This is a genomic window from Candidatus Nanopelagicales bacterium, assembly GCA_030700225.1.
In the GTDB taxonomy this organism is placed as follows: domain Bacteria; phylum Actinomycetota; class Actinomycetes; order S36-B12.
On sequence record JAUYJT010000012.1, the window covers coordinates 33,317 to 56,162 of the forward strand.

Below are 22,846 nucleotides of genomic sequence, written 5' to 3' on the forward strand. Positions count from 1 at the left end.
ATGACAGCCGCGACCGAGGCGAAGCCCGTCTACTTCTACGGACTGGTCAAGGGCGACATCTGTGACGCTCTGGCGGCGATCCCGACGATCGACGGTGAGCAGGGACTGTTCGGCATTAAGCATGGGGACCTCACGGCCGTAGTCAGCGAGGCGCGGCGTGAGCGCTATCAGGTCTCACGCAAGTTCATGCTCGGCCACGAGGCTGTCGTGGAGGCGGCGATGAGCGTTCAGGGAATCCTTCCGGCGCGATTCGGCATGGTTCAGGATGGCGCCTCGATCGTTGATGACCTGCTTGCCCCGCACCATGATCGGCTCGTCAACGAGCTCAGCAGCACGGCCGGATGCATTGAAGTCGGCGTGAAGATCTCCTGGAAGGACCTCCAGGAGATCATCGCCGGTATCGTCGCTGGCGACCCCATCCTGCAGGCGGCCCGCAAACGCCTTGGGCCGCGCACGCCGCAGCGGACGCGCCTCGACATCGGCAAGCGCGTCGAGCGGGCCATCGAGAAGGCGAAGGCCGCGGAGTCAGGCCGACTGCTAGAAGAACTGAAGGAGTCTGGCGGCCCGGTCGAGGTCTCGGTGGGCAAGTGTATCGCCGAGAAGATGGTCGTCAACGCCTCCTTCCTGGTTCGCAAGGTCGCGGAGGATCTGTTCACGTCGGCGATCGAGGCATTCGACAAGGCGACCAACGACAGGTACTTGGTCCAAGTCGTTGGGCCATTGCCGCCGTACAGCTTCGTGATGTTCGGACGGGCGGAGGATCGATGAACCCGCTCCTCGGCCTGCTGACGCTTCCAATTACCCTCCCGCCCAAGGGGCTGCTCTGGGTGTTCGAGAAGGTTCAGGAAGAAGCAGAACGAGAGCTCAACGATCCGGTGAAGCTCCGGGGCGACCTCATGGAACTCCAGCGCCGGGCCGCTGCTGGAGAGATGTCCGACGAGGCCTACGAGAAGGCGGAGGCCGTCATCCTCGATAGGTTGGACAACATCGAGGCCCGCCAGCAGGCCGAGCGGGCAGCTTCAGTGGCTGAGGCTCCGGCGGCGGCGCCCCGGCATCGCAAGGCGGTGCGCAAGCGGCCCCCGCGGCGCCGTCGAGTGAACACCCGTGGGACGAGCGTCTGATGGGCGGCCCCCGGTCGCGTCCGCCCGGTGGGGGAATCCCACGGCGGCGAAACGGCGGTGAATCGCAGGGCCCGGAGAATCCGCTCGCGGGTCTCGGCGGAATCCTCGAAGCGGCAGGAAACATCGAGCCAATTCGCGAACGTCTCGCAGAGGTCCGCGTCGAGATAACCGAGCGGCTGACGGCAGCCGGTCTGATAGAAGATGTTCGGAGCGTCGCGATAGAGGTATTCGACGAGGGCGACGAGATTGTCGCTGTGGTCGAGCTTCCCGGCCTAACTGAAGCTGACATCTACGTTAGGGTCGAAGGCCGTGACCTGACAATCGATGGCTGCCATCCGAACCGCCGCGTCTCGGGGCACGCGCGTTTGTCCGCGGACGTAGCGGATGAGTACTCGAAGACACTGCGAAACGGACTTGTCGAAGTCCGGCTGCGAAAGAGAAAGGAAGGTACTGGAAATGTCATCGATGATGGACATAGTGAAGAAGGCTCGTGAGGAGCTTGGGGTGATCACGGGAAGTGTGGTCGAGAAGGTCTCCGGTCTTGAGCCGACCGACGACGGCTGGAGCATGCGCATCGAGCTGATCGAGGTGCAGAGAGTTCCGGATACGCAGGACCTCCTTGGCATGTATGAGGTCCAGCTAGACGCCAAGGGCGGCTTGAAGTCGTTCGAGCGCGTGGCGCTGAGAGTCCGGGGCGGAATGGCCGGAGAAGAGCAGTAGGAGGCTCGATGGCGCTCGAGCCAGTCACAGCTACCGGCGACTCGTTGGCCGACGTCATCGACGTCGTGCTCGACAAGGGTCTGGTGATCAATGCCGACATCATGGTGTCGCTGGCTGGCGTCGAGCTGCTGGGTATCAAGATCAGAGCGGCGCTCGCGTCGTTCGAGACCGCTGCTCACTATGGCCTGGAGTTCCCATCAGGAACGGACGTGACGACCAAGGCTTGGAAGGAAGCCGAGACCCGGAAGGCGGCCTGCCCGGAGTGCGGAGAACGCTTCGTTGACTCCGCGGAGTTGCTCGAAGTTGGCTGCCCGGCCTGCGGCTGGCAGAGCGCGCGCGCACGTGGCCTGATCGCGGCACCGGCGCCCCCGGTCGCAACGTGACCGTGGGATAGGCGCAGCGCGATGGAACCAGTCAGCAGCTACAACGCCGGCGTCACCGACTTGTTGGAACGGATACTCCAGCGCGGTGTCATGCTCAGGCTGGACGTGATCATCAGCGTCGCGGACATACCGCTCATCGGGTTGAGTGCGCAGCTCGCGGTCGCTTCGATCGAGACAATGAACGCCTACGGGATGTTGGGTACATGGGATGCCGACTCCCGGAAGGAAGCCTTGCGCGGAGGGGCTGACGCCCGGCCCGGCAGCGGAAGAATCGTGTTCCAGCCCGGCGAGCACGTTGTCCTTGACGAGTTCGCGTCGTGCCGCGTGGAACTTGGCTGGACCAGGTGGCGGCCCGGGCGACTTCACGTTACGAATCGTCGCGTTGTGCTAACTCGGGTGGCTCCCGACGAGATCCTGTTCGAGACGGATCTGGCGGACATCACCGGGATCGGAACCGCGACATACTCCGCGGGCAGCGTGGTTGCCGATATCGTTTGCCTGGGTCTTGCGGACGGTCGGAGTGTCGTCTTGCGGTCGTCGCGCTCCGGGCTCGTTGAGGCGGGACTGCGTGACGTGCTCCGCAGGTCGGGTCGTCAGGTCGATGAACTGGTCGTCGACGATGTCTTCGACGATGCGGGCGACCGCTAGGAGGTGCTCCGGCAGTGGTGGAAGTTCATCAGGAAGACCTCAAGCGGGGACTGCTTGGTCTTGTTATGGCACTCGTTGAGGTTATCCAAGAAGTGTTGGCCAACGCCGCGCTGCAGCGAGTCGAGGCCGGGAGTCTGAACGACGACGAGGTCGAGCGTCTCGGCAACGCCATGGCCGCCATCGAGGAGGCCATCGCCGAGATCAAGGCTGAGCTGGGCGTGGAGGAAGTCACGCAAGACATCAGGGACCAACTCGACGCCGTAGTCAACGACCTCGTGACGTCGCTCGCCGACTCGAGCATGGACGCAAGCGGGTTGCTCGGACGCCAAGTGCGGATTGTGTGATGGCGCCGCTTCTGAGGGCGCAGGGCGCGTGCGCGACACACGGCAGGTCGGGGTGGAAGCTCGGCTGGTGGGAGATGGACGGGCGCACTCTGCGGTTCGGGCCGCCGAACCGCAAGCCCACTGTGAACGCCCGTCTGGCCGGGATACTCGGCATCGCCGTCAGTCAGCGCAAGTTCCTGGTCACATCCAAGAGGGTGCTGATCATCACATATCTTCCGGGTCGTTCGTCCGACTCACGCCGGTGCTGGTTTCTGACCGCTGACGTGGGGCTGTGGCAGACCGAGCTAGCGGCCCGCGTGCCCAGGCAGCGATTCGTGATCGATGTTCCTGTGGAGGTGCATGTGGAGTCCGACGAAGTCGTGGTCCTGGCTGATCTGCCGACGGAGAGCCGTGACGACCCTCCTGAGGTGCGCATTGCTCCCGACCGCTACGGGCTGCTTCTGGCGACCGGCACAGGCACTGAACGCCTCGTGGGCCTTCCGGTTCCCGTGAGTGACTCCCCTGTGGTCGAGGTCGGCCCCACAGGAACTATGGTCGTGCGGCTGCGGCGGATCACCTCGCTGGCCGGGGCGGTGGGTGATGAGTGAGTCAGCCGCAATGGGCCTGTACCTGTACTGCATTTCAGTCCAGGACCCCAAGGCCGGTCCGCTGATCGTTGCGGCTCCAGCTCTGGACGGTGGTGCTGTTCGCGTGATCACGTGCGACGGCCTGGCAGTGGCCGTTCACGCATGCCCGGTTGAGCCATACCACGGATCAGAGGACCAGGTGCGGTCGTGGATTCAGGCGCACAACGATGTCGTCACTGAGGTCTGGAAAGCCGTCGGCACGGTGCTGCCGATGAGTTTCGATTCCATCATCGCCGGGGACTCCGGCCGCGACGCCGAAACCGTTCTGGCCGATTGGATAGACCACAACCGCGAGGCGTTGGCAGAACAGCTCAAGGAGCTGAGCGGCAAGGTGGAGCTGGGGGTCAGGGTCTACAGCGAGGTTGCCGCCGAACGTGGCGGGACGGAGGAGAGTGCCCGCGGGCGAGAGTACTTCCGCAAGCAAGTCCAGAAGCGGCAAGAGACACAGGACCGTCAGGCGCGGCGCAACGCTGAGGCCAACCGGATATTTGACGCCTTGTCAGCCCAGGCGTGTGCCGTGAGGGTGAACCCGCCAAACCCGATAACCCCTCCGGCGATCGGCGAGGGGCGTCAGGAGATGCTCAACGTTTCGGTACTGGTCGACGGGGAGGATGTGAGCGAGGTGGGGGAGTCCCTGGATGAGGTGTGCGCGAAAGGGTACGCAGTGCACTTCACCGGGCCGTGGCCGCCATACAGCTTCGCCGGCACCGTACGGGTGTCCGAGGATGGTTCGCGCCAGTGAGCGCCCAGAGCGGGTCGGGGCATGCGACTGCGGTTGGCATCGATCTCGGTACCACGAACTCCCTCGTCGCCGTCATACAAGACGGCAAGGCGATCGTCGTCCGCAACCGGGAGGGTTCGCTGCTCACACCGTCGGTGGTCGCGTTCCCGCCCTCGGGCGGCGTGGTCGTCGGCGAGTTGGCGCGGAAGATGGCGCTGACCCACCCAGAGCGGACGGTGGCTTCCGTCAAGAGGCACATGGGCACTGAGTGGGAATTCCGGCTGGGGGAGCGCAGCTACAGCCCGCAGGAGATCTCGGCGCGGATCCTGCAGAAGCTCAAACGCGACGTCGAGTCGTTCCTCGGCACCGGTATCTGCGGCGCCGTGATCACCGTTCCGGCGTACTTCGACGACAAGCGGCGGCAAGCCACGTATGAGGCGGGGCGGATCGCTGGTCTTGAAGTGCTGCGAATAGTCAACGAACCGACTGCGGCTGCCCTCGCCTATGCCCTCGACACCCTCGGGCACCTGACAGTCCTGGTCTTCGACCTGGGGGGCGGCACCCTCGACGTATCCATCCTGGACATCGCCGACGGCGTCTTCGAAGTTCGCGCCACGTGTGGAGACGTCGCGTTAGGCGGCGACGACTGGGATGCTCGCATCGTCGAATGGCTCCTCGAAGAGACCCAAGATGCTGGCGCAGTCGGTCAGCCCGAGCCAGTGCGCCTTCTTGAAGCGGCTAGGCGCGCGAAGCTGGAGCTCTCCACCAGGGATGCCGCACATGTAACGGTTCCCGGAACAGACCGGGAAGTTGTCCTGACTCGGGAGGAGTTCGAGGAGCGCACGGCCGATCTCCTCGAATCGTGCCGGGGGCCGTTCGAGCGCGCGGTAGCCGACGCTGGTCTGACTGTCGCCGAGATTGACAGGGTCGTGCTCGTTGGAGGCGCGACACGCATGCCGGCTGTGCGGCGCTTGGTCGCGTCGCTCGCTGGGCGTGAGCCCGACACCGGAATCGACCCCGAGCGTGTCGTCGCTGTGGGCGCGGCGAACCAGGCGGGAGTGCTGCTGGGACAGCGCAGCGGGGTTCTCCTGGTTGACGTCACGCCTCTCAGCCTCGGGATCCAGACCCAAGGCGGCCTGATGACCCGCCTGATAGAGCGGAACACGACGGTCCCGATCAAGGCCACTCAGATCTTCACGACGGCGGCGGACGACCAGACATCAGTTGAGATCAAGGTCCTTCAGGGCGAGCGCGAGATGGCGGCGGACAACATGCTGCTGGGCACGTTCGAACTTGAGGGCATCCCGGCACGGCCACGTGGCCGCGCGGAGGTCGCTGTCACGTTCGCGCTAGACGCAAACGGAATCGTCTCGGTGAGTGCTCGGGATGAGTTCACCGGCGCCGCGCGCGACATCACGGTTTCCGGCCCGACAACCGTGAGCGCCGAGGAGATCGAGTGGATGGTGCGCGACGCTCAGGACCATGCGGAGGAGGACCGTCGGCTGAAGAAGGAGACCGGTGCCCGCAATGAGGCCGAGCTCGCCCTGTACCACGCAGAGCAGCTACTGCTCGACCATGCGGGGGAACTGGGCGAGCTGGCACAGGAGCTGACTGACGCCATAGTTGAGCTGGACGTCGCTCTAGAGTCGGACACGCCGGACGCCATACGATCCGCCCACAATGCCCTACTAGACGTTCTTCAGCGCGGCGCGGAGAGCAGTGCCACGTAGCCAGTGGCCCCTAGCTTCTAGTACCTACACGCAGGTTGTTGACTACATGCGCGGGTAAGACACCTAGCGCTTGGCCCCAAGGGCGAACTCGGTTCCTGAACGGGTGCCGAAGTAGATCCGACCCTTCCAGACCGCTGGCGTTGACTCGATGCAACCGCCGACTGTCTTCGTCCAGAGCTCCGGAGGGTCGACCTTAGTGTCGGACATGTCGTAGGCGTGCATCGTGCCCTTGCAATCTCCGATGAGAAGGACGTCGTCCACGACGACCGGTGACTGCCAGGTCGGACCCGCAAGCGACTTGGTCCAGCGCACTTCGCCGGTCTTCCGGTCCGCCGCGAGAACCTTGCCGCCATCGGTGTCGAAGATCACGACGTCCTTGTACAGGGCTGGAGTTCCCCAAACTCCGGATGGCAGACCGCCCTGGTCGTTGATCTTCCAGACTTGCGGGTTCTTCTTCTTGCGCGGGTCCAGCTTCATCATCTGGCCAACCGCGCGGGACCTGGCGTTGCCCTTCTCGTACTCCGATCCGATGTACAAGAATCCGTCCTCGTCGATCACGACTGAGGCGTCGGTGTCGTCACCTGTCCAGTACCGGAACACGCGCTTTGGATCCTTGCCCTGCTTCAGCCCGCTGATGTCCCATCCCTGAACCAGACCGGCGGAGTTGCCGAAGTAGACGGTGTCCTTGTAAATGGCCACCGAGTTCTCCACGGAAGTCGCCGTGCCACCGAAGTCGGAGATCAGCTGGGAGTCGAAGCTTGGAGCGTTGAAGACGACCTTCGGGTTCACCTTGACTTTGCCGCCCTTGCCGTAGCCGCGGTTGAGCTTCACGATCACGAACTGGCTGTTCTCGCCTCCCACGAACAAGTAGTCGTCGATCACGAGTCCGGAGCTGTCCCAGTCGTCGTTCCACTGTTGCGGGAAGTCATACGCGCTCATTCGCCACAGCTGCTTGGGCTGCTTGCCCTGGAACGAGATGACCCTGTAGTAGTTGTCCCTCGATCCGGTGTAGACGAGCGGATATCCATCCGGGTCGACGGTCACGCTGCCCTTGATGATGTCTCCGGTCTTGAACGTCGGGAGCAGCTCGTCGCCGGTGTCGGCGTTCAGGAAGTGGACGCCATAGTCGTACGCCCCGAAGATCATCCAGGTCTTGCCGTCGCGCTCGAACACGGCCGGCTGTCCGGTCCAACCGGTCCCGCACCAAGTACTCGTGCCATGTTCGTCCGTCGAGCTTCCGCACAGTCCACCGCTTCGCGGGTAGCGCCACGCGATTCCTGGTTCCGATTTCGGTACCGGACCCTCGCCATAGTAAGTGCGAGTCGGGTTGCCACGGAAGGTGAGCAGCCCGGAAACAGTCCCAGGTGGGTATGGCTTGCCAACGTCAGCCGGGTCTGACCAGTACGGAGACTCAGGCCGCTGGGTCGGCTCCGCCGTCGGTTCTGGTTTTGGTGAGTTGACGGGATTCGCCGAGGTTGCTTCCTGAACCTCGGGCGAGCGCATCGTGACGAACAGCACTGCCGCTGCGATCGCGAGGATGACTACTAGAGCTAGCCAGATACGAGCTGGCGATGATTTCACGTGCACATGCTATGTGAGCGCCGGATTGCACCGGCATTGCCCACGCCAGGTGTAATGATTACCTCGTGATGGGGCGAATACTCGTTGTCGACGACGACCCGGCTCTTTCGGAGATGCTGGGCATCGTCTTGCGTGGGGAGGGCCTGGCTGTCGACGTCTGTTCCGACGGGCTGATGGCTCTGGATGTCTTCAGGAGAACCAAGCCGGACGTTGTCCTGCTGGATCTGATGCTGCCTGGGCGTGATGGCATGCAGATATGTCGTGACATTCGGGCCGAGTCGGATACGCCGGTGATCATGCTCACCGCGCGAAGCGAGACCGGAGATGTGGTTCGCGGGCTCGAGTCTGGCGCCGATGACTACGTCGTGAAGCCATTCAAGCCCCGGGAGCTGCTGGCCAGGGTTGGCGCGCAGATGCGGCGGTCTACGGGCGGCGAACCAGAGATCCTGCAGGTCGGCGACCTGCGGATTGACTACGCCGGCCACACGGTCACGCGGGACGGTCAGACGATTCGTTTGACGCCTCTTGAGTTCGAGCTTCTGGTTTGTTTGGGCCGCAAGCCGTGGCAGGTGTTCACGCGCGAGATGCTCCTGCGCGAGGTGTGGGGGTACCAGCACGCGGGGGACACCAGGCTGGTCAACGTCCACATTCAGCGCCTGCGCCGCAAGATCGAGACGAACATCGACGACCCCAAGATCGTGCTCACTATTCGGGGAGTGGGGTACCGGGTCGGCAGCGTGTGATGCGTCCGATCGCGGCCGTGACCAGCGCTTGGCGCCGTTCGCTCCAATTCCGGACTGTTGCCAGCACAGTTCTTGTCACGGTTCTCGTCGTCGGCGTCGCGGAGTTCGTACTGGTGCAGCGCATCTCGACCGGCCTGATGGAGAGCGAGCAACGCAGTGCGCTGACTGAAGTGGCGTCCGGAAGATCGATCGCCCGCGCCAGCGGTGGACCAGATCTTCCCGAGCTAGTGCGTGAGGCCGTGCTGGGCGATCTCATCAGTGAGCTGGAGGAACGAGCGGGGAGGCCCGCCGCATATGTGGTCGCTCTGCGGGTGCGTTCTGACCCGGATGCCGTCAGCCCTCCCGACGAACCAACGAGCGTCGTGATCGATGCCTCGGTGCCACCTGAGCTTGAGCGGGCGGGGCGCGGAGCCAACGGGGTCACCTGGGCCTTCGGCCCCATCGAGTATCGCGACGGCAGGGTGGAGCCGGGCCTGATCGTGGCGGCCCCAGTAACGATCCAGGGTTTCGGCGAGTACGAACTGCTGTACCTGTTCCCGCTCACGGACGTAACCAAGGCCATCGGGCTCGTGCGATCCGCGGCCATCGTGACTGGAGTAGTTCTAGTCCTGGCGCTGGGCGCTCTGGCCTGGTGGTACAGCCGACGCCTCGTTCGACCAGTGCGGATGGCTTCCAGGGCGGCCTCGACGCTTGCTGAGGGCGACCTGAGCAGCCGACTCGAAGTCACCGGCGAGGACGACATGGCCAGGTTGGCCGCGTCGTTCAACATCATGGCGGACAGCCTCGTCGATCAGATCGGGCGACTGGAGGGGCTTTCGGCCATGCAGCAGCGGTTCGTCGCAGACGTGTCGCATGAGTTGCGGACACCTCTGACGACGATCCGCATGGCGGCCGATCTGCTATCTGACCAACTGTCGGATGTCGGATCGTCCCCCGCGACTCTCAGGGCTGCCGAGCTGCTGGTCTCGGAAGTGGACCGCTTCGAGCGGCTGCTAGGCGATCTACTGGAAGTGTCCGTTTTCGACGCGGGCGCGGCCGTGCTCGAGCTGGAGGAAGTTGACCTGGTCACGCTGGTCACTGAAGTCGCCGAGAGCGCGCAGCGTCTGGCTCCGGACGTCAGGATCAGCGTCGCGGTGCGGGGAGGCGGTCCGTGTCTGGCGGTGTGCGACCCGCGCCGCGTCACCCGCATAGTCCGAAACTTGGTAGTGAACGCGATCGAGTACGGTGACGCGCTGCCGGTTGCCATTGATGTCGTAGAGGACCAGGGCGGTGCCCGGGTAGTTGTCTCGGATCAGGGGTCGGGGATCAGGCCCGAGGACCTTCCCCACGTCTTCGACAGGTTCTGGAGAGCGGACCCATCGCGTGCCAGGACACTGGGCGGGACCGGGCTGGGGCTTGCCATCTCAAGGGAAGACGCCAGACTGCACGGCGGGGACCTGACGGTGTCGAGCGAACCCGGTGCGGGCACGCGTTTCACCTTGCGTCTACCCATCGCACCGGATGACGCTGCGGAGTTATGACAAGCGGCCAGACTAGAGTATGGTCGGAATATGGCGATGCGGAAGATGACGTTCACGGTACCCGAGGCTCTCGCGCAGTCCCTGATGGAAGCCGCTCGAAGGGAAGGGGATCCTGCCTCCCAGCTCGTGACCAGCGCTGTTGAACGCGAACTCAGACTCCTCTTGGCCCGCAGGTTGGTTGAGGACTGGGAGGCCGAGAACGGCGCCTTCAGCGAAGCGGAGTTGGCCGACATCAGCGCGGAGATAGCCGCTGCGGACGCCGAGGCCATCCGGGCGTACGGGTCGGACTAGAGGGTGCTGCTGCTTCCCCACGTCTACGACGCAGGCGCGCTGATCGCCCTGGAAGCCAGCGATCGACGGATGTGGAGCGCCTACCGCAAGGAAACTGCGGAGGGTAGGCGCGTCGTGGTTCCGACCGCCGTCATCGCGCAGGTTTGGCGCCGGGGCGCGCGCCAGCCGCTGCTGGCAAGGGTCGCCGCCACGGTTGAAACTCCTGCCCTCGGGCTCGCCACGGCCAAGGCTGCCGGGGAGCTGCTGGCTGCTTCCGGGACATCTGATGTGGTCGACGCGGTGGTTGTCGTCACTGCGATGGCTGTCGGAGCGATCGTGTGGACATCCGACCCCGATGACCTGCACGCTCTCGCCAGCGCAGTGAACCGCCCCTTGGTCTGCCGCCCGGTCTAAGGGAAGCCCATGGAGCCCCTTGACTACCCTTGGGCTCATGATCACCGAGCGCGTGCGATGACGCCAGAACGCCTGGCCGCGACCATCAAGGCCGTTGTCCAGTCGCTGGTGGACTCCGGCGAGCTGGCGCTCGATGAGGTGCCCGACGTCGTGATCGAACGTCCGAAGAACCGCGAGCACGGAGATTACGCGACTAATGCCGCACTGAGCCTGGCCAAGCGTGCCGGAATGTCGAGCCGTGACCTCGCGTTGATGATCGCGCGGGAACTGGCCGGTGCGCCGGGAGTCAAGTCAGCGGAAGTCGCCGGGCCGGGGTTCATCAACTTCCGGATTGAGGCGGCTGCGGCCGGGGAACTGGCGAAAAGCATCGTCACCGCGGGCGCGGACTACGGGCGCGGCGCTTCGCTTGCGGGCCAGAAGGTCAACGTCGAGTTCATCTCGGCCAACCCGACGGGACCTCTGCACCTGGGCCACACACGCTGGGCTGCCGTCGGCGACGCGATCGCGCGAGTCCTGGACGCAGCTGGGGCGGACGTCGCCCGCGAGTTCTACATCAACGATCGTGGCGTTCAGATCGACCTGTTCGGAGAATCCATCTCCGCCGCGGCGGCGGGTGAGCCAGCCCCCCGGGACGGGTATCTCGGTGGCTATGTCACCGATCTGGCGGCGCAGATCCTCGCCGACCATCCCGAGTTCGCTTCCCTGCCTGGCGAGGAGCGGCGTATCGCGTTCCGCGAAGAGGGCTACTCCCGGCAACTGCGGCAGCACAAGGACGTGCTGCACCTGTTCCGCACGGACTTCGACGTGTGGTACTCGGAACGATCGCTCCACGAGTCGGGCGCCGTGGAGCGCGCGATGGCGAAGCTGAAGGACGAAGGCTACGTCTACGAGGCTGACGGCGCCGTGTGGCTGCGAACCACGGCGTTCGATGATGACAAGGACCGCGTGCTCATCAAAGCCGACGGGGAGCTGACGTACTTCGCCTCGGATGCCGCCTACTACGTGGACAAGAGGGACCGGGGATTCGACGTCTCCATCTACCTGCTCGGAGCCGATCATCACGGCTATGTGAACAGGCTGCGGGCCGTGGCGGCTTGCGCGGGGGATGATCCGGACAAGAACATCGAGGTCCTGATCGGTCAGCTGGTTCGGATGGTCCGCGGCGGCGAAGAGGTCATCATGTCCAAGCGCGCCGGCCGGATGCTGACATTGGAGGATCTGGTCGATGAGGTCGGGGTGGACGCCGCCCGGTACTCGTTGATCAGGTACCCGTGCGATAGTCCGCTGACATTGGACCTGGAACTCATGGTCCAGAGGACGAACGACAATCCTGTCTTCTATGTCCAGTACGCCCACGCGCGCATCTCATCGGTGCTTCGCAACGCTGCGCAGCTGGGAATCGACTGGCGTTCTGTCGGCTTCGATCCGTCGTTGCTGACCGACGAGCGTGAGTCAGTTCTGCTCGGCGTCCTCGCGGAGCTGCCTCGGGTAGTGGCCAGCGCCGCGGAGTTGCGCGAACCGCACAGGGTCGCCCGCTACCTGGAGAACGTCGCGAGCGCTTACCACAAGTTCTACGACTCGTGCCGGGTGCTGCCCCTGGGACAGGCGCCTGTCGAGCCGATCAACATATCCAGGCTCTGGCTGTGCGCCGCGGCTCGCCAGGTTATCGCGAACGGCCTCGAGTTGTGTGGGGTCAACGCCCCAGAGCGGATGTAGGTCCAGTCAGGCTCAGGGGGTGACGGCTCGCGGCCGGTTATCCTCATAGGCATGCGCGCGCACCCAGCCGGTCCCCGCCACGGGGACCCGATCCAGTCTGGTGTTCCGCTGCGGCCGAATTCCGTCGAGCAGGCCCTGGCCCTGGACCCAAGGATCTGGCCGGAGACGGCTTCGCGCCAAGCTGACGGGGCCATCGTCATCGGCGGTGTCGATGTGCGCGACGTCGCAGAGCGGTTCGGCACCCCGGTGTTCGTGCTCGACGAGGTCCATCTGCGTTCAGTGGCGGCCCGGTACCGCGACGCCTTCTGCCGGAACGGCTCCGGTTGTGACGTCTATTACGCGAGCAAGGCGTTCCTGACTTCCAAGGTTGCCCGGTGGCTGGTTGACGACGGCCTTCGCATTGATGTCTGCACGGGCGGCGAGCTGGAAGTGGCCCTGCGCGCGGGTGTGCCTGGGGAATCGATCCTGTTCCATGGCAATAACAAGAGCTCCGGCGAGTTGGCGGGGGCGCTCGAAGCCGGAGTTGGTCGGTTCGTTGTCGACTCGTTCCTTGAGATCGTCCGGCTGGCCGCGCTGGCCGAGGACAAGGGCGTGATGGCTGATGTCCTTGTCCGAGTGACTGTCGGCGTTGAGGCGCACACGCACGAGTACATCGCCACGGCTCACGAGGACCAGAAGTTTGGCCTGGCCCTAGCGGATGGGTCGGCGGCTGAGGCTTGCAGGAGGGTCGCGGATCTTCCGAGTCTGCGTCTGGCGGGCCTGCATTCGCACATCGGCTCGCAGATATTCGACCCCGCCGGGTTTGAGGTCGCCGCGCGGCGACTAGTCGGGCTGGCCGCTGATCTTGCGGGTGAAGGACTCGCTGTTGGCGAGTTGAACCTGGGCGGTGGCATGGGGATCGCGTACACAAGTGACGACGATCCCCTCGACGTGTCGCAGATGGCCGAGGCGATGATCACCATCGTCGCCGGGGAGTGCCACACTCACGGGCTGCCGGTTCCGCGCCTAGCCGTCGAGCCGGGCAGGGCGATCGTTGGCCCTGCCGCGATCACTGTGTACACAGTCGGGACAACCAAGCGCGTTGTTCTGGACTCTGGTCACTCCCGGACCTACGTGTCGGTGGACGGGGGCATGAGCGACAACATTCGAACGGCGCTGTATGACGTCGAGTACACGGTCACTCTGGCGAACCGGAGCTCCGACGCTGAGCTGATCTTGTGCCGCGTTGTGGGCAAGCACTGCGAGAGCGGGGACATCGTCGTTCGCGACGCGTGGTTGCCTGAGGACGTTTGCCCAGGGGATCTGCTGGCAGTTGCGGCGACTGGCGCCTACTGCCGATCCATGGCTTCCAACTACAACTATCTGCCCAGGCCCGGCGTAGTGGGTGTTCGCGGCGGCAAGACAGAGGTCGTTCTGCGGAGAGAGACGCTGGACGATCTGCTGGCACTCGATCCAGGTCTCGATCCGGGGGATGAGTGAGGCGCCGGGGATGGCTGAGAGCCCCCGCACCCCTGCCACCTCACCCCCCGCTCGCGGAAACGGCCGTTCCCAACAAACGCGCCCTTTAGGGTACAGACGCGACCGTTGCAACGGTCGTTTCCTTGCGGAACGGACGCCTTTGTGGGGAACGGCCGTTTCCGCGCAGGGGGGTAACGGCGGCATCGGCTGCGCTCGCGCAGGATGCCTGGATAGCGGGTCTTCGGGACTCCGCTGACGTCCTCTGCGATCCTTAGTGCGGACGCGGTCTCAGAGCGGCCGGTACTCAAGGAGGTTCCCATGGCGGCCCCGGGGCGGGATATCACGGTTGCTCTGCTGGGCGGCGGGACGGTTGGTGGCCAAGTCGCCCGGATCATCTGTGAGAACGCCGATGAGCTTGCCTCGCGAGTCGGAGCCAGGATGGTTCTGACCGGAGTCGCTGTGCGAGACCTGGCCCGTGAACGAGCCGGGATCGATCCGACTCTGCTGACAACTGACGCGGCGTCGCTTGCCGCGTCCGGTGCGGATGTCGTAGTCGAGCTGATCGGCGGCATCGAGCCAGCGAATTCCTGGATCTTGTCCGCGATCGGAGCCGGATCCAGCGTGGTAACCGCGAACAAGGCCTTGGTGGCTGAGCGGGGTCAGTACTTGCATGACGCAGCCGAAGCGGCCGGTGTGGATCTGTACTACGAAGCTGCCGTGGCTGGGGCCATTCCGCTGCTTCGCCCACTGGCTGACTCACTCGCTGGCGACAGGGTGCGGCGCGTTCTGGGCATCGTGAACGGTACGACCAACTACATCCTGACCAGGATGGATGAAGAGGCCGCTGACTACGCCGAGGTTCTAGCGGAAGCCCAGCGCCTCGGTTTCGCCGAAGCCGACCCAACTGCGGATGTGGCCGGGTATGACGCCGCCGCGAAGGCCGCGATCTTGGCGAGCTTGGCGTTCCACACCAGGGTGACTCTCGACGATGTCTACCGCGAGGGAATCACGGACGTCACGGCCGAAGACGTGGCAGCGGCCAAGGAGATGGGCTTCGTGGTCAAGCTGCTGTTCGTGGCCGAGCTGACACAGGGGGGACTGTGTGTGCGCGTGCACCCCGCGATGGTGCCCAGGTCTCATCCGCTGGCTTCCGTGAGGCTGGCTTTCAACGCGGTCTTCGTTGAGGCGGACGCAGCTGGGGAAGTGATGTTCTATGGGCAAGGCGCCGGTGGTCAGCCGACCGCCTCGGCGGTACTGGGGGACTTGGTCACGGCGGCTCGTCACCGGGTGACGGGATCTCTCGGAGCGGCTGCTTCCACGCACGGCGACTTCAATCTGTTGCCCGTCACCGACGCGACGACATGCTTCTACGTCAACTTGCACGTGATCGATCAGCCGGGTGTTCTGGCTCGGATCGCGCAGAAGTTCGCCGACCACGGGGTGAGCATCTCGACCGTGCGTCAGGACGGCGAGGGCGATGACGCCAGACTGATCATCCGCACTCACGCGGCGCGGGACGGCTCGCTGTACGCGACTCTGGCGGATCTTCGAAGCCTGCCTGAGGTGCGGCAGGTCGTGGGGTCAATGCGGGTGATCAGGGGCCCCGGCGAATGATGGCGAATGGGGCGCACCAGTGGCGTGGGGTCATGTCCGAATACCGCGATCGGCTTCCGGTCGGCGATGCGACTGTGACGCTTTGCGAGGGTGGGACCCCACTAGTCCGCGCCGACTGGCTCAGCGAGCGATTGTCAGCCGACGTGTGGCTGAAGTTGGAGGGCACTAACCCCACTGGATCATTCAAGGACCGCGGTATGACCGTGGCCATCTCGCGGGCCGTCGATGAGGGAGCACGCGCGGTCATCTGCGCGTCAACGGGGAACACTAGCGCCAGTGCGGCCGCCTACGCCGGGAAGGCGGGGCTGGCCTGCGCGGTCCTGGTTCCCGCTGGGAAGATCGCGATGGGCAAGCTCGCTCAGGCGATCGTGCATGGTGCGCGCCTGTTGCAGGTGAGCGGGAGTTTCGACGACTGCCTCGAACTGGCGATGGCACTAGCGGACGAGTACCCGGTGTCATTGGTCAATAGCGTCAATCCTGCTCGGATTCAGGGCCAGAAGACCGCCGCCTTCGAGGTCGTTGACGCACTGGGCAGGGCCCCGGATGTGCATTGTCTTCCCGTCGGCAATGCCGGGAATATCACCGCGTACTGGATGGGTTACAAGGAGATCCACGAGAACGGACAGGCCGATTCACCCCCGGCGATGTGGGGGTTCCAGGCGGCTGGTGCCGCGCCGATCGTGCTCGGACATCCGGTTTCGGACCCAGAAACCGTCGCGACCGCGATACGCATCGGGAATCCGGCCTCTTGGGGCGGCGCGGTTGCGGCCAGAGACGAGTCCGGGGGGCTTATCGACTCGGTCACTGACGACCAGATCATGGACGCCTACCGAATGTTGGCTCGCAGAGAGGGCGCGTTCTGCGAACCCGCGAGCGCTGCGGCTGTCGCGGGATTGCTTCAGTGTCACGATGCCGGTCTGGTGCGGCCGGGCGTGACAATCGTGTGCACGCTCACGGGAAACGGTCTGAAGGATCCTCAGTGGGCGCTGGATCAGGCGAAGGAGCCCGAGACCGTCGAAGTGGACGCCGGAGCCGCCTCCAGGTTGCTCGGACTGGCGAAATGACGCCGCCGCTGGAGCTCGCGGCGGGTTCGACCGCGCGCGTCTCGGCGCCGGCGACGAGCGCGAATCTGGGGCCTGGATACGACAGCCTCGGCCTGGCTCTGGATGTGCGCGATGAGTACTCAGCCGTGGTGTCAGACAGGCCAGGAGTGCGCGTGGCGGTTGAGGGCCTGGAAGCGGACTCTGTGCCCACCGGCAGCGATCATCTTGTTGCCCGAGCGATGTTGCGAGGCCTGGCGCATTGGGGCGTGAGCGCCAAGGGCATTGACCTGTACTGCCTGAACCGAATCCCCCACGGTCGCGGGCTTGGCTCATCGGCCGCCGCGATCGTTGGGGGCCTGTCGCTGGCAGCGCGTCTTGCCGGTCCCGTCAATGGCCATTCCCCCAGTGACGACGATCTGCTGAACCTGGCCGCCGATGTGGAGGGGCATCCGGACAACGTGGCGGCCGCGATGCTGGGCGGATTCACGATCGCGTGGACCAGCGGAGACCGGGTATCGGCCGTCAGTCTGGCGCCGAATCCGGACATCATGGCTGTGGTGTACGTGCCGGAGGCCACGTGCCCGACGACCGCCGCCAGGGCCGCACTCCCTGGTCGCGTTCCCCATGCCGACGCCGCCTTCAACGCCGGGCGGGCAGCGCTTGTCGTCGCGGCGATCACGTCCGATCCGTCCCTGCTGTTCCCGGCCACTGAGGACCGCCTTCATCAGACGTACAGGTCGGCTTCATACCCGGAAGCGATCCAACTCGTGGGGCAGCTTCGGGCCCGGGGCGTGGCAGCGTTCGTCTCGGGAGCTGGACCCGCGGTGCTCGCGCTGACCACGGACGCTGGGCTTGAGGCGGCAGGGTCAGGGAAGGCGCCCGGCTACGCGGTGATGCCGACGCGGATCGGGGCCGGAGCTGCCGCGGACTGACGCTCCTGACGCCGGGCCAGTGGCGCCCGGAACTGTCCGTGCTACGCTGATGACAACCGTTCGGGCAATAAGCTGCACATCACGCGCAGTACTGAGCTCGCGGTTTCCAATAACCATTCCGGTGCCGGATCTCGGTATCTGGAACATGGCTCGGAAGGATCAACCGAGTGATTGAATCGATCACGGAGTCAGAGCAAGCTAGTCAAAGCCCTCGCGGAAACGGCACAGCCGGGATGTTGCTGCCGGAGCTGCGAAAGCTCGCTGACGAGCTCGGAATAGCGGGCGTCGGCGGCATGCGCAAGTCGGATCTGGTGCAGGCCATCACGGACCGGCAGGGCAGCCCCGCGAAGGATAGGGGAGATGCGGAGCCGAACAGCCCGCGTCAGAGCGACAGCCCGCGTCAGAGCGGGCAGGCTGGCGGCAGTGGATCAGAACCATCCGGACGATCCCAGACCGGTTCAGAAGCTGAAGGGGGCGGCACGGCAGGAAGTCAGACCGCCCGAGACAACGGGGAAGGTGCCCGTTCTCCCGCAAGAGGGGGGACATCCAACCAGCAGCGCGACGGTCGCAACGCGGCTGACGACGAGGCTCGGCGTCGGCGTCGGCGCGGGCGCGATCGCAGTCGCCGCGACCGTCCCAGAAACGAGAGTGACCCAATAGTTAGTGAAGATGACGTACTGATTCCCGTGGCTGGGATTCTGGATGTGCTGGAGAACTACGCGTTCGTGCGGACATCTGGATACCTGCCCGGTCCCAATGACGTGTATGTCTCGCTGTCCATGGTGAAGCGCAACGGAATGCGTAAGGGTGATGCCGTCACCGGCATGGTCCGCCAGCCGCAGGAAGGCGAACGCCGCGAGAAGTTCAACCCGCTCATCCGGGTCGATGCGATCAACGGCGCGACGATCGAGGAAGCGCGTGCCCGGCCTGAGTTTTCCAAGCTGGTACCGCTTTACCCGCAGCAGCGCCTGCGGCTTGAGACCGACGTCCCCAACCTCACAAGCCGGGTCATTGACCTGGTGGCACCGATCGGGAAGGGGCAGCGAGGCCTAATCGTCTCCCCGCCCAAGGCCGGCAAGACCATGGTGCTTCAGGCGATAGCCAATGCCATCACCGCCAACAACCCTGAGTGCCATCTGATGGTCGTGTTGGTGGATGAGCGCCCAGAAGAAGTCACGGACATGCAGCGTTCCGTGAAGGGTGAGGTCATCGCTTCCACGTTCGACCGCCCGGCTGAAGACCACACGATCGTCGCCGAGCTGGCCATCGAGCGCGCCAAGCGTCTCGTTGAGCTCGGGCACGATGTCGTGGTCCTGTTGGACTCGATGACCAGACTCGGCCGTGCCTATAACCTGGCGGCGCCAGCGTCCGGGCGAATCCTGTCCGGGGGTGTTGACTCAGCTGCGCTGTATCCACCGAAGAGGTTCTTCGGTGCGGCACGGAATATCGAAGACGGCGGCTCACTGACGATCCTGGCGACGGCGCTGGTGGAGACTGGCTCCCGGATGGACGAGGTGATCTTCGAGGAGTTCAAGGGAACCGGAAACATGGAGTTGAAGCTTGATCGCCGACTGGCGGACAAGCGGGTCTTCCCGGCCGTGGACGTGGATGCCTCCGGAACGCGCAAGGAAGAACTGCTCATGTCTCCGGAGGAGCTGAAGATCGTTTGGACACTCCGCCGGGTGCTGCATGCCTTGGAGACGCAGCAGGCGTTGGAGCTGCTTCTTACCAAGCTGCGCGCGACGAGGACCAACTACGAGTTCTTGTCGCAGGTCCAGAAGACCACGCCAGGTGATTCGGACAGCGACTGACCGACGGGACACCGGTTTTGCCCGAGCCGGTCAGCGTGGGAGACTAAGACACCAATTCCGGTTCACGCTCCGACAGATCCGGTGAGATGGAACCGCGTCGGAGCGACCCGGATTTCGATGCTAAGGAGCCGACCCCGATGAAGCCCGATATCCATCCGCGCTATGTGGAAACACAGGTCACCTGTACCTGCGGCAGCACATTCACGACGCGCAGTACTGCCGAGAACGGAATCATTCACGCGGACGTCTGCTCCAAGTGTCACCCGTTCTACACTGGCAAGCAGAAAATTCTGGACAGCGGTGGCCGCGTGGCCAAGTTCGAGAAGCGCTTTGGCAAGGTATCCTCTAAGAAGTAGCATCAGTGATCCCGGGCGGCGGTTCGGGACGTCTCGCGTGTCTCCCCCGTCGCGCGGGACGTCCCAGATCGCCGTCCGTTGCTGTCTGGCCAGTTGCGCCGGTCCGGCGATTCCCCCGGCAACGGGGGGGACCCCCAGTCGGCCTCGTGGATCGGAGTGGCATGTTCGAGGCCTGTGAGGAGCTGCTGGCGGAGTCGGCGCAGCTTGAGCGCGACTTGTCTGACCCGGCCGTCCACGCGGATCAGAATCGTGCGCGCCGGCTTGGTCGCAGGTTCGCCGAGCTGCGACAGGTGATCACCGCATATGAGAGCTGGCGCGCCCTGGCCAACGACGTGACGGCGGCACTCGAGCTTGCCGGGGAAGACCCATCCTTCGCTGAGGAAGCCGAGGATCTGGCTCGGCGGCGCGATGAGGCAGCTGATCATCTGCGCGAGTTGCTCGTCCCGCAGGATCCGCTCGACGGCAAAGACGTGATTCTGGAGATCAAGGCCGGCGAAGGGGGGCTTGAGTCGGCTTTGTTCGCGGCGGATCTCATGCGGATGTACCTTCGGTACGCGGAGAGAAGAGGCTGGGCTACCGAGGTTCTTGACCTGCAGGAGTCCGATCTTGGCGGAGTCAAGGATGCCTCGATCGCGGTGAAGGCGCGGGGGTCGGCGGCGACCGATCAGGCCCCGTTCGCACGCCTTAAGTACGAAGGCGGAGTCCACCGGGTTCAGCGGGTTCCCGTTACTGAATCGTCTGGTCGGATTCACACTTCGGCCGCCGGTGTCCTGGTAATGCCCGAGGCAGAAGATGTCGACGTTGAAGTCGACCCAGGCGATCTGCGGATTGACGTATTCCGGTCCAGTGGTCCTGGCGGCCAGAGCGTAAACACCACGGACTCCGCGGTCAGGATCACTCATCTGCCGACAGGGCTGGTCGTGTCGTGTCAGAACGAGAAGAGTCAGTTGCAGAACAGGGACGCTGCCCTGCGGATTCTGCGCGCGCGGATGCTCGCGCTTGCGCGTGAAGAGGCAGAGCGTGAGGCGTCAGACGCGAGGCGGGCGCAAGTCAGAACCGTTGATCGCAGCGAACGCGTGCGCACGTACAACTTCCCCGAGAACCGCATATCCGACCATCGCGTGAACTACAAGTCCCACAACCTGGATCAGGTACTTCAGGGTGATCTGGACGCCGTCATCGACGCGCTCGCGGAGGACGATCTCGCCCACCGGCTGGCGACCGCAACACCGTGACGCAAGTTGACGGGCACTGGCCGCAAGAGGCGATTCGTGTGGCGGCTCGCGAGCTAGACCAGGCTGGCGTACCCAGCCCGGATCACGATGCTCGCGCCCTGGCGGCCTTCGTTCTCGGGGTGGCGCCGACGAAAGTGCCGCTGGTCCGCGAAGCAACCGAAGAGCAGCGGCGTTGTTTTGTCAGTCTCGTGCGGCGCCGCGCGGACAGGGAGCCGCTGCAGCACATCGTCGGGTACGCGCCATTTCTGGACCTCGAACTGGCGGTCGGCCCGGGCGTGTTCGTCCCGCGGCCCGAGACAGAGGTGATGGCCGACCTGGTCCGCGAGCATGCGAACGAGATTGAGTCCCCGACGATCGTGGACCTGTGCACTGGCTCCGGTGCCATCGCCCTGGCTGTGGGAGTGCACTGTCGCGGCGCGCGCGCGCATGCCGTTGAAGCTGAAGCCGACGCATGCTCGTACGCGGCACGCAACATCGCCGCGCTGAGTGAGCGGATGACGGGGCAAGGGTCAAGCGTCACTTTGCACTGCGGCGACGCGCGCGTCTGCGCGGAACCCGGGGGCGTGATCGAGGAGTTGCGCGGCCGGGCCGATGTCGTCGTGTCCAATCCGCCGTACATCCCCGATGGTTGCGTCCCCATCGATCCGGAAGTGCGGCTGCACGATCCAGATCGTGCTCTCTATGGAGGCTCTGACGGCTACGATGTGATCCGCCCACTCCTGGCTCAGGCCGTGCTCTTGCTGCGTCCGAACGGGCTTTTCGCGATCGAGCACGGGGATCTGCAGGGCGAGAACGCTGGCGACGGCGGCGTGCCCGCTCTAGTGCGCGACCACGTGACGGACGGGCGGCCATCTTTCGCCGAGGTCCGGGATAACATCGACCTCGCGGGACGACCAAGGTTCACCACGGCCATTCGCGCCTAGGCGCGGCTTCACTCGCACGAACGTCGGCCTCGCGGGATCGCGGCTAACGAGAATGCGCGGGACCCGTCGGTACACTCGCGAGCATGACGCAAGATTCGCCTCCTTTCTGGGGTCCTGATTTCGGGGAACTGCTCGCGGATGATCCGGAGATCGCGGACGTCGTCCTTGGCGAGCTGGAGCGACTCCGCAGCGGGTTGCAGCTCATCGCGAGCGAGAACCTGACTTCACCGGCGGTGCTGGCCGCTTTGGGGTCAACGCTGTCCAACAAGTACGCCGAGGGGTACCCGGGTCGCCGCTACTACGGCGGCTGCTCCCAGGTGGATCGCGCCGAGATCATTGGGATCGAGCGTGCCAAGTCCTTGTTCAGTGCGGAGCACGCCAACCTGCAGCCGCATTCTGGGGCCAGTGCGAACATCGCCGCCTACGCGGCCTTCGTGAAGCCAGGGGACAAGGTTCTGGCCATGAGCCTGCCTCACGGGGGTCACCTGACTCACGGTTCGAAGGTCAACTTCAGTGGCAAGTGGTTCGATGTCGCGTCATACGGCGTCAGGCAGGACTCAGAGCTGATCGACTACGACGAGGTGCGGGACGTCGCGGTGGCGCACCGGCCGAAGATGATCATTTGCGGGGCCACGGCCTATCCGCGACTCATCGATTTCGCGGCGTTCAGGGCGATCGCTGACGAGGTTGGCGCGATACTCATGGTCGACGCCGCGCATTTCATTGGACTGGTGGCCGGACACGCCATCCCAAGCCCCGTTCCATACGCGGACGTCGTGACCTTCACGACGCACAAAGTCTTGCGCGGACCGCGGGGCGGCATGATCCTGTGCCGTGCCGAGCACGCGAAAGCGATCGACAAGGCGGTCTTCCCGATGATGCAGGGCGGGCCTTTGATGCACGCTGTGGCCGCTAAGGCTGTGGCCTTGCGTGAGGC

The 22,846-nt window shown here is 64.7% G+C and carries 25 protein-coding genes; 24 read left to right on the top strand and 1 reads right to left on the bottom strand.

What is annotated here, in order from left to right; all coding sequences use genetic code 11:
* Genes Q8P38_01345 through dnaK form a run of 10 tightly spaced genes read left to right on the top strand, consistent with a single transcriptional unit; the run spans position 1 to position 6,293 of the window.
* Positions 1–768 (top strand): GvpL/GvpF family gas vesicle protein, encoded by a 768-nt coding sequence (locus Q8P38_01345; protein ID MDP4013258.1) that lies wholly within the window; start codon positions 1–3, stop codon positions 766–768.
* On the top strand, positions 765–1,121 hold the full coding sequence (locus tag Q8P38_01350) for a gas vesicle protein GvpG (GenBank protein MDP4013259.1): 357 nt from the start codon (positions 765–767) through the stop codon (positions 1,119–1,121). Before Q8P38_01345 ends, Q8P38_01350 begins: the two co-directional genes overlap by 4 nt.
* On the top strand, positions 1,121–1,615 hold the full coding sequence (locus Q8P38_01355) for an Hsp20/alpha crystallin family protein (GenBank protein ID MDP4013260.1): 495 nt from the start codon (positions 1,121–1,123) through the stop codon (positions 1,613–1,615). Before Q8P38_01350 ends, Q8P38_01355 begins: the two co-directional genes overlap by 1 nt.
* Positions 1,587–1,841: a gas vesicle protein GvpO gene (gene gvpO, locus Q8P38_01360; protein ID MDP4013261.1), complete on the top strand. Its 255-nt coding sequence runs from the start codon at positions 1,587–1,589 to the stop codon at positions 1,839–1,841. Before Q8P38_01355 ends, gvpO begins: the two co-directional genes overlap by 29 nt.
* An 8-nt stretch (positions 1,842–1,849) precedes the next feature.
* Entirely contained in the window at positions 1,850–2,224 is a 375-nt protein-coding gene (gene gvpJ, locus Q8P38_01365; protein ID MDP4013262.1) for a gas vesicle protein GvpJ, read from the top strand.
* 21 nt (positions 2,225–2,245) lie between these two features.
* Positions 2,246–2,872 (top strand): gas vesicle protein, encoded by a 627-nt coding sequence (locus Q8P38_01370; protein ID MDP4013263.1) that lies wholly within the window; start codon positions 2,246–2,248, stop codon positions 2,870–2,872.
* A gap of 14 nt (positions 2,873–2,886) precedes the next feature.
* Positions 2,887–3,216 (top strand): gas vesicle protein GvpK, encoded by a 330-nt coding sequence (gvpK, locus tag Q8P38_01375; GenBank protein MDP4013264.1) that lies wholly within the window; start codon positions 2,887–2,889, stop codon positions 3,214–3,216.
* Positions 3,216–3,803 (top strand): hypothetical protein, encoded by a 588-nt coding sequence (locus Q8P38_01380; GenBank protein MDP4013265.1) that lies wholly within the window; start codon positions 3,216–3,218, stop codon positions 3,801–3,803. Before gvpK ends, Q8P38_01380 begins: the two co-directional genes overlap by 1 nt.
* The gene (locus Q8P38_01385; protein ID MDP4013266.1) at positions 3,796–4,584 is read left to right on the top strand and encodes a GvpL/GvpF family gas vesicle protein; all 789 of its coding nucleotides are present in this window, start codon (positions 3,796–3,798) and stop codon (positions 4,582–4,584) included. The genes Q8P38_01380 and Q8P38_01385 overlap by 8 nt, the downstream gene beginning before the upstream one ends.
* A complete protein-coding gene (dnaK, locus tag Q8P38_01390; GenBank protein MDP4013267.1) occupies positions 4,581–6,293 on the top strand; it encodes a molecular chaperone DnaK in 1,713 nt (570 codons plus the stop codon). Before Q8P38_01385 ends, dnaK begins: the two co-directional genes overlap by 4 nt.
* Positions 6,294–6,356: 63 nt before the next feature.
* Here the strand turns inward: dnaK and Q8P38_01395 are convergent, their stop codons facing one another.
* A complete protein-coding gene (locus Q8P38_01395) occupies positions 6,357–7,874 on the bottom strand; it encodes a PQQ-binding-like beta-propeller repeat protein (GenBank protein MDP4013268.1) in 1,518 nt (505 codons plus the stop codon).
* Between the two features lie 68 nt (positions 7,875–7,942).
* Here Q8P38_01395 and mtrA point away from each other — a divergent pair, with 68 nt between their 5' ends.
* The 14 genes from mtrA to Q8P38_01465 all read left to right on the top strand — a co-directional run.
* Positions 7,943–8,617, top strand: coding sequence for an MtrAB system response regulator MtrA (gene mtrA / locus Q8P38_01400; protein ID MDP4013269.1), 675 nt, complete (start codon positions 7,943–7,945; stop codon positions 8,615–8,617).
* Positions 8,617–10,137: an MtrAB system histidine kinase MtrB gene (gene mtrB, locus Q8P38_01405; GenBank protein ID MDP4013270.1), complete on the top strand. Its 1,521-nt coding sequence runs from the start codon at positions 8,617–8,619 to the stop codon at positions 10,135–10,137. The genes mtrA and mtrB overlap by 1 nt, the downstream gene beginning before the upstream one ends.
* A 30-nt stretch (positions 10,138–10,167) precedes the next feature.
* Positions 10,168–10,428: a hypothetical protein gene (locus Q8P38_01410; protein ID MDP4013271.1), complete on the top strand. Its 261-nt coding sequence runs from the start codon at positions 10,168–10,170 to the stop codon at positions 10,426–10,428.
* Positions 10,429–10,431: 3 nt separating this feature from the next.
* The gene (locus Q8P38_01415) at positions 10,432–10,821 is read left to right on the top strand and encodes a hypothetical protein (protein ID MDP4013272.1); all 390 of its coding nucleotides are present in this window, start codon (positions 10,432–10,434) and stop codon (positions 10,819–10,821) included.
* A gap of 57 nt (positions 10,822–10,878) precedes the next feature.
* Complete coding sequence (gene argS / locus Q8P38_01420; protein ID MDP4013273.1) at positions 10,879–12,537, top strand: arginine--tRNA ligase; 1,659 nt, start codon at positions 10,879–10,881, stop codon at positions 12,535–12,537.
* 51 nt (positions 12,538–12,588) lie between these two features.
* On the top strand, positions 12,589–14,016 hold the full coding sequence (gene lysA / locus Q8P38_01425; protein ID MDP4013274.1) for a diaminopimelate decarboxylase: 1,428 nt from the start codon (positions 12,589–12,591) through the stop codon (positions 14,014–14,016).
* A gap of 297 nt (positions 14,017–14,313) precedes the next feature.
* Positions 14,314–15,609 carry a homoserine dehydrogenase gene (locus Q8P38_01430; protein MDP4013275.1) on the top strand — a complete coding sequence of 432 codons (1,296 nt, stop codon included), beginning with the start codon at positions 14,314–14,316 and terminating at the stop codon, positions 15,607–15,609.
* Between the two features lie 32 nt (positions 15,610–15,641).
* Positions 15,642–16,673 carry a threonine synthase gene (thrC, locus tag Q8P38_01435; GenBank protein MDP4013276.1) on the top strand — a complete coding sequence of 344 codons (1,032 nt, stop codon included), beginning with the start codon at positions 15,642–15,644 and terminating at the stop codon, positions 16,671–16,673.
* Positions 16,670–17,584: a homoserine kinase gene (gene thrB, locus Q8P38_01440; GenBank protein MDP4013277.1), complete on the top strand. Its 915-nt coding sequence runs from the start codon at positions 16,670–16,672 to the stop codon at positions 17,582–17,584. The genes thrC and thrB overlap by 4 nt, the downstream gene beginning before the upstream one ends.
* Positions 17,585–17,751: 167 nt before the next feature.
* A complete protein-coding gene (rho, locus tag Q8P38_01445; protein ID MDP4013278.1) occupies positions 17,752–19,395 on the top strand; it encodes a transcription termination factor Rho in 1,644 nt (547 codons plus the stop codon).
* Between the two features lie 137 nt (positions 19,396–19,532).
* On the top strand, positions 19,533–19,751 hold the full coding sequence (gene rpmE / locus Q8P38_01450; GenBank protein ID MDP4013279.1) for a 50S ribosomal protein L31: 219 nt from the start codon (positions 19,533–19,535) through the stop codon (positions 19,749–19,751).
* Between the two features lie 161 nt (positions 19,752–19,912).
* On the top strand, positions 19,913–20,986 hold the full coding sequence (prfA, locus tag Q8P38_01455; GenBank protein ID MDP4013280.1) for a peptide chain release factor 1: 1,074 nt from the start codon (positions 19,913–19,915) through the stop codon (positions 20,984–20,986).
* The gene (locus tag Q8P38_01460; protein ID MDP4013281.1) at positions 20,983–21,909 is read left to right on the top strand and encodes a HemK/PrmC family methyltransferase; all 927 of its coding nucleotides are present in this window, start codon (positions 20,983–20,985) and stop codon (positions 21,907–21,909) included. Before prfA ends, Q8P38_01460 begins: the two co-directional genes overlap by 4 nt.
* Positions 21,910–21,992: 83 nt before the next feature.
* A partial coding sequence (locus tag Q8P38_01465) for a serine hydroxymethyltransferase (protein ID MDP4013282.1) occupies positions 21,993–22,846 on the top strand: 854 nt, incomplete at its 3' end.

Excerpts from the sequence above, each read along its gene's own strand:
- thrB (MDP4013277.1), top strand. The coding sequence starts at position 16,670 with ATGACGCCGCCGCTGGAGCTCGCGGCGGGTTCGACCGCGCGCGTCTCG.
- rpmE (MDP4013279.1), top strand. The coding sequence starts at position 19,533 with ATGAAGCCCGATATCCATCCGCGCTATGTGGAAACACAGGTCACCTGT.
- mtrB (MDP4013270.1), top strand. The coding sequence starts at position 8,617 with ATGCGTCCGATCGCGGCCGTGACCAGCGCTTGGCGCCGTTCGCTCCAA.
- thrC (MDP4013276.1), top strand. The coding sequence starts at position 15,642 with ATGTCCGAATACCGCGATCGGCTTCCGGTCGGCGATGCGACTGTGACG.
- gvpJ (MDP4013262.1), top strand. The coding sequence starts at position 1,850 with ATGGCGCTCGAGCCAGTCACAGCTACCGGCGACTCGTTGGCCGACGTC.
- Q8P38_01410 (MDP4013271.1), top strand. The coding sequence starts at position 10,168 with ATGGCGATGCGGAAGATGACGTTCACGGTACCCGAGGCTCTCGCGCAG.
- mtrA (MDP4013269.1), top strand. The coding sequence starts at position 7,943 with ATGGGGCGAATACTCGTTGTCGACGACGACCCGGCTCTTTCGGAGATG.
- Q8P38_01380 (MDP4013265.1), top strand. The coding sequence starts at position 3,216 with ATGGCGCCGCTTCTGAGGGCGCAGGGCGCGTGCGCGACACACGGCAGG.
- lysA (MDP4013274.1), top strand. The coding sequence starts at position 12,589 with ATGCGCGCGCACCCAGCCGGTCCCCGCCACGGGGACCCGATCCAGTCT.
- gvpO (MDP4013261.1), top strand. The coding sequence starts at position 1,587 with ATGATGGACATAGTGAAGAAGGCTCGTGAGGAGCTTGGGGTGATCACG.
- Q8P38_01355 (MDP4013260.1), top strand. The coding sequence starts at position 1,121 with ATGGGCGGCCCCCGGTCGCGTCCGCCCGGTGGGGGAATCCCACGGCGG.
- argS (MDP4013273.1), top strand. The coding sequence starts at position 10,879 with ATGACGCCAGAACGCCTGGCCGCGACCATCAAGGCCGTTGTCCAGTCG.
- Q8P38_01350 (MDP4013259.1), top strand. The coding sequence starts at position 765 with ATGAACCCGCTCCTCGGCCTGCTGACGCTTCCAATTACCCTCCCGCCC.
- Q8P38_01430 (MDP4013275.1), top strand. The coding sequence starts at position 14,314 with ATGGCGGCCCCGGGGCGGGATATCACGGTTGCTCTGCTGGGCGGCGGG.
- Q8P38_01385 (MDP4013266.1), top strand. The coding sequence starts at position 3,796 with ATGAGTGAGTCAGCCGCAATGGGCCTGTACCTGTACTGCATTTCAGTC.
- Q8P38_01370 (MDP4013263.1), top strand. The coding sequence starts at position 2,246 with ATGGAACCAGTCAGCAGCTACAACGCCGGCGTCACCGACTTGTTGGAA.
- prfA (MDP4013280.1), top strand. The coding sequence starts at position 19,913 with ATGTTCGAGGCCTGTGAGGAGCTGCTGGCGGAGTCGGCGCAGCTTGAG.
- Q8P38_01345 (MDP4013258.1), top strand. The coding sequence starts at position 1 with ATGACAGCCGCGACCGAGGCGAAGCCCGTCTACTTCTACGGACTGGTC.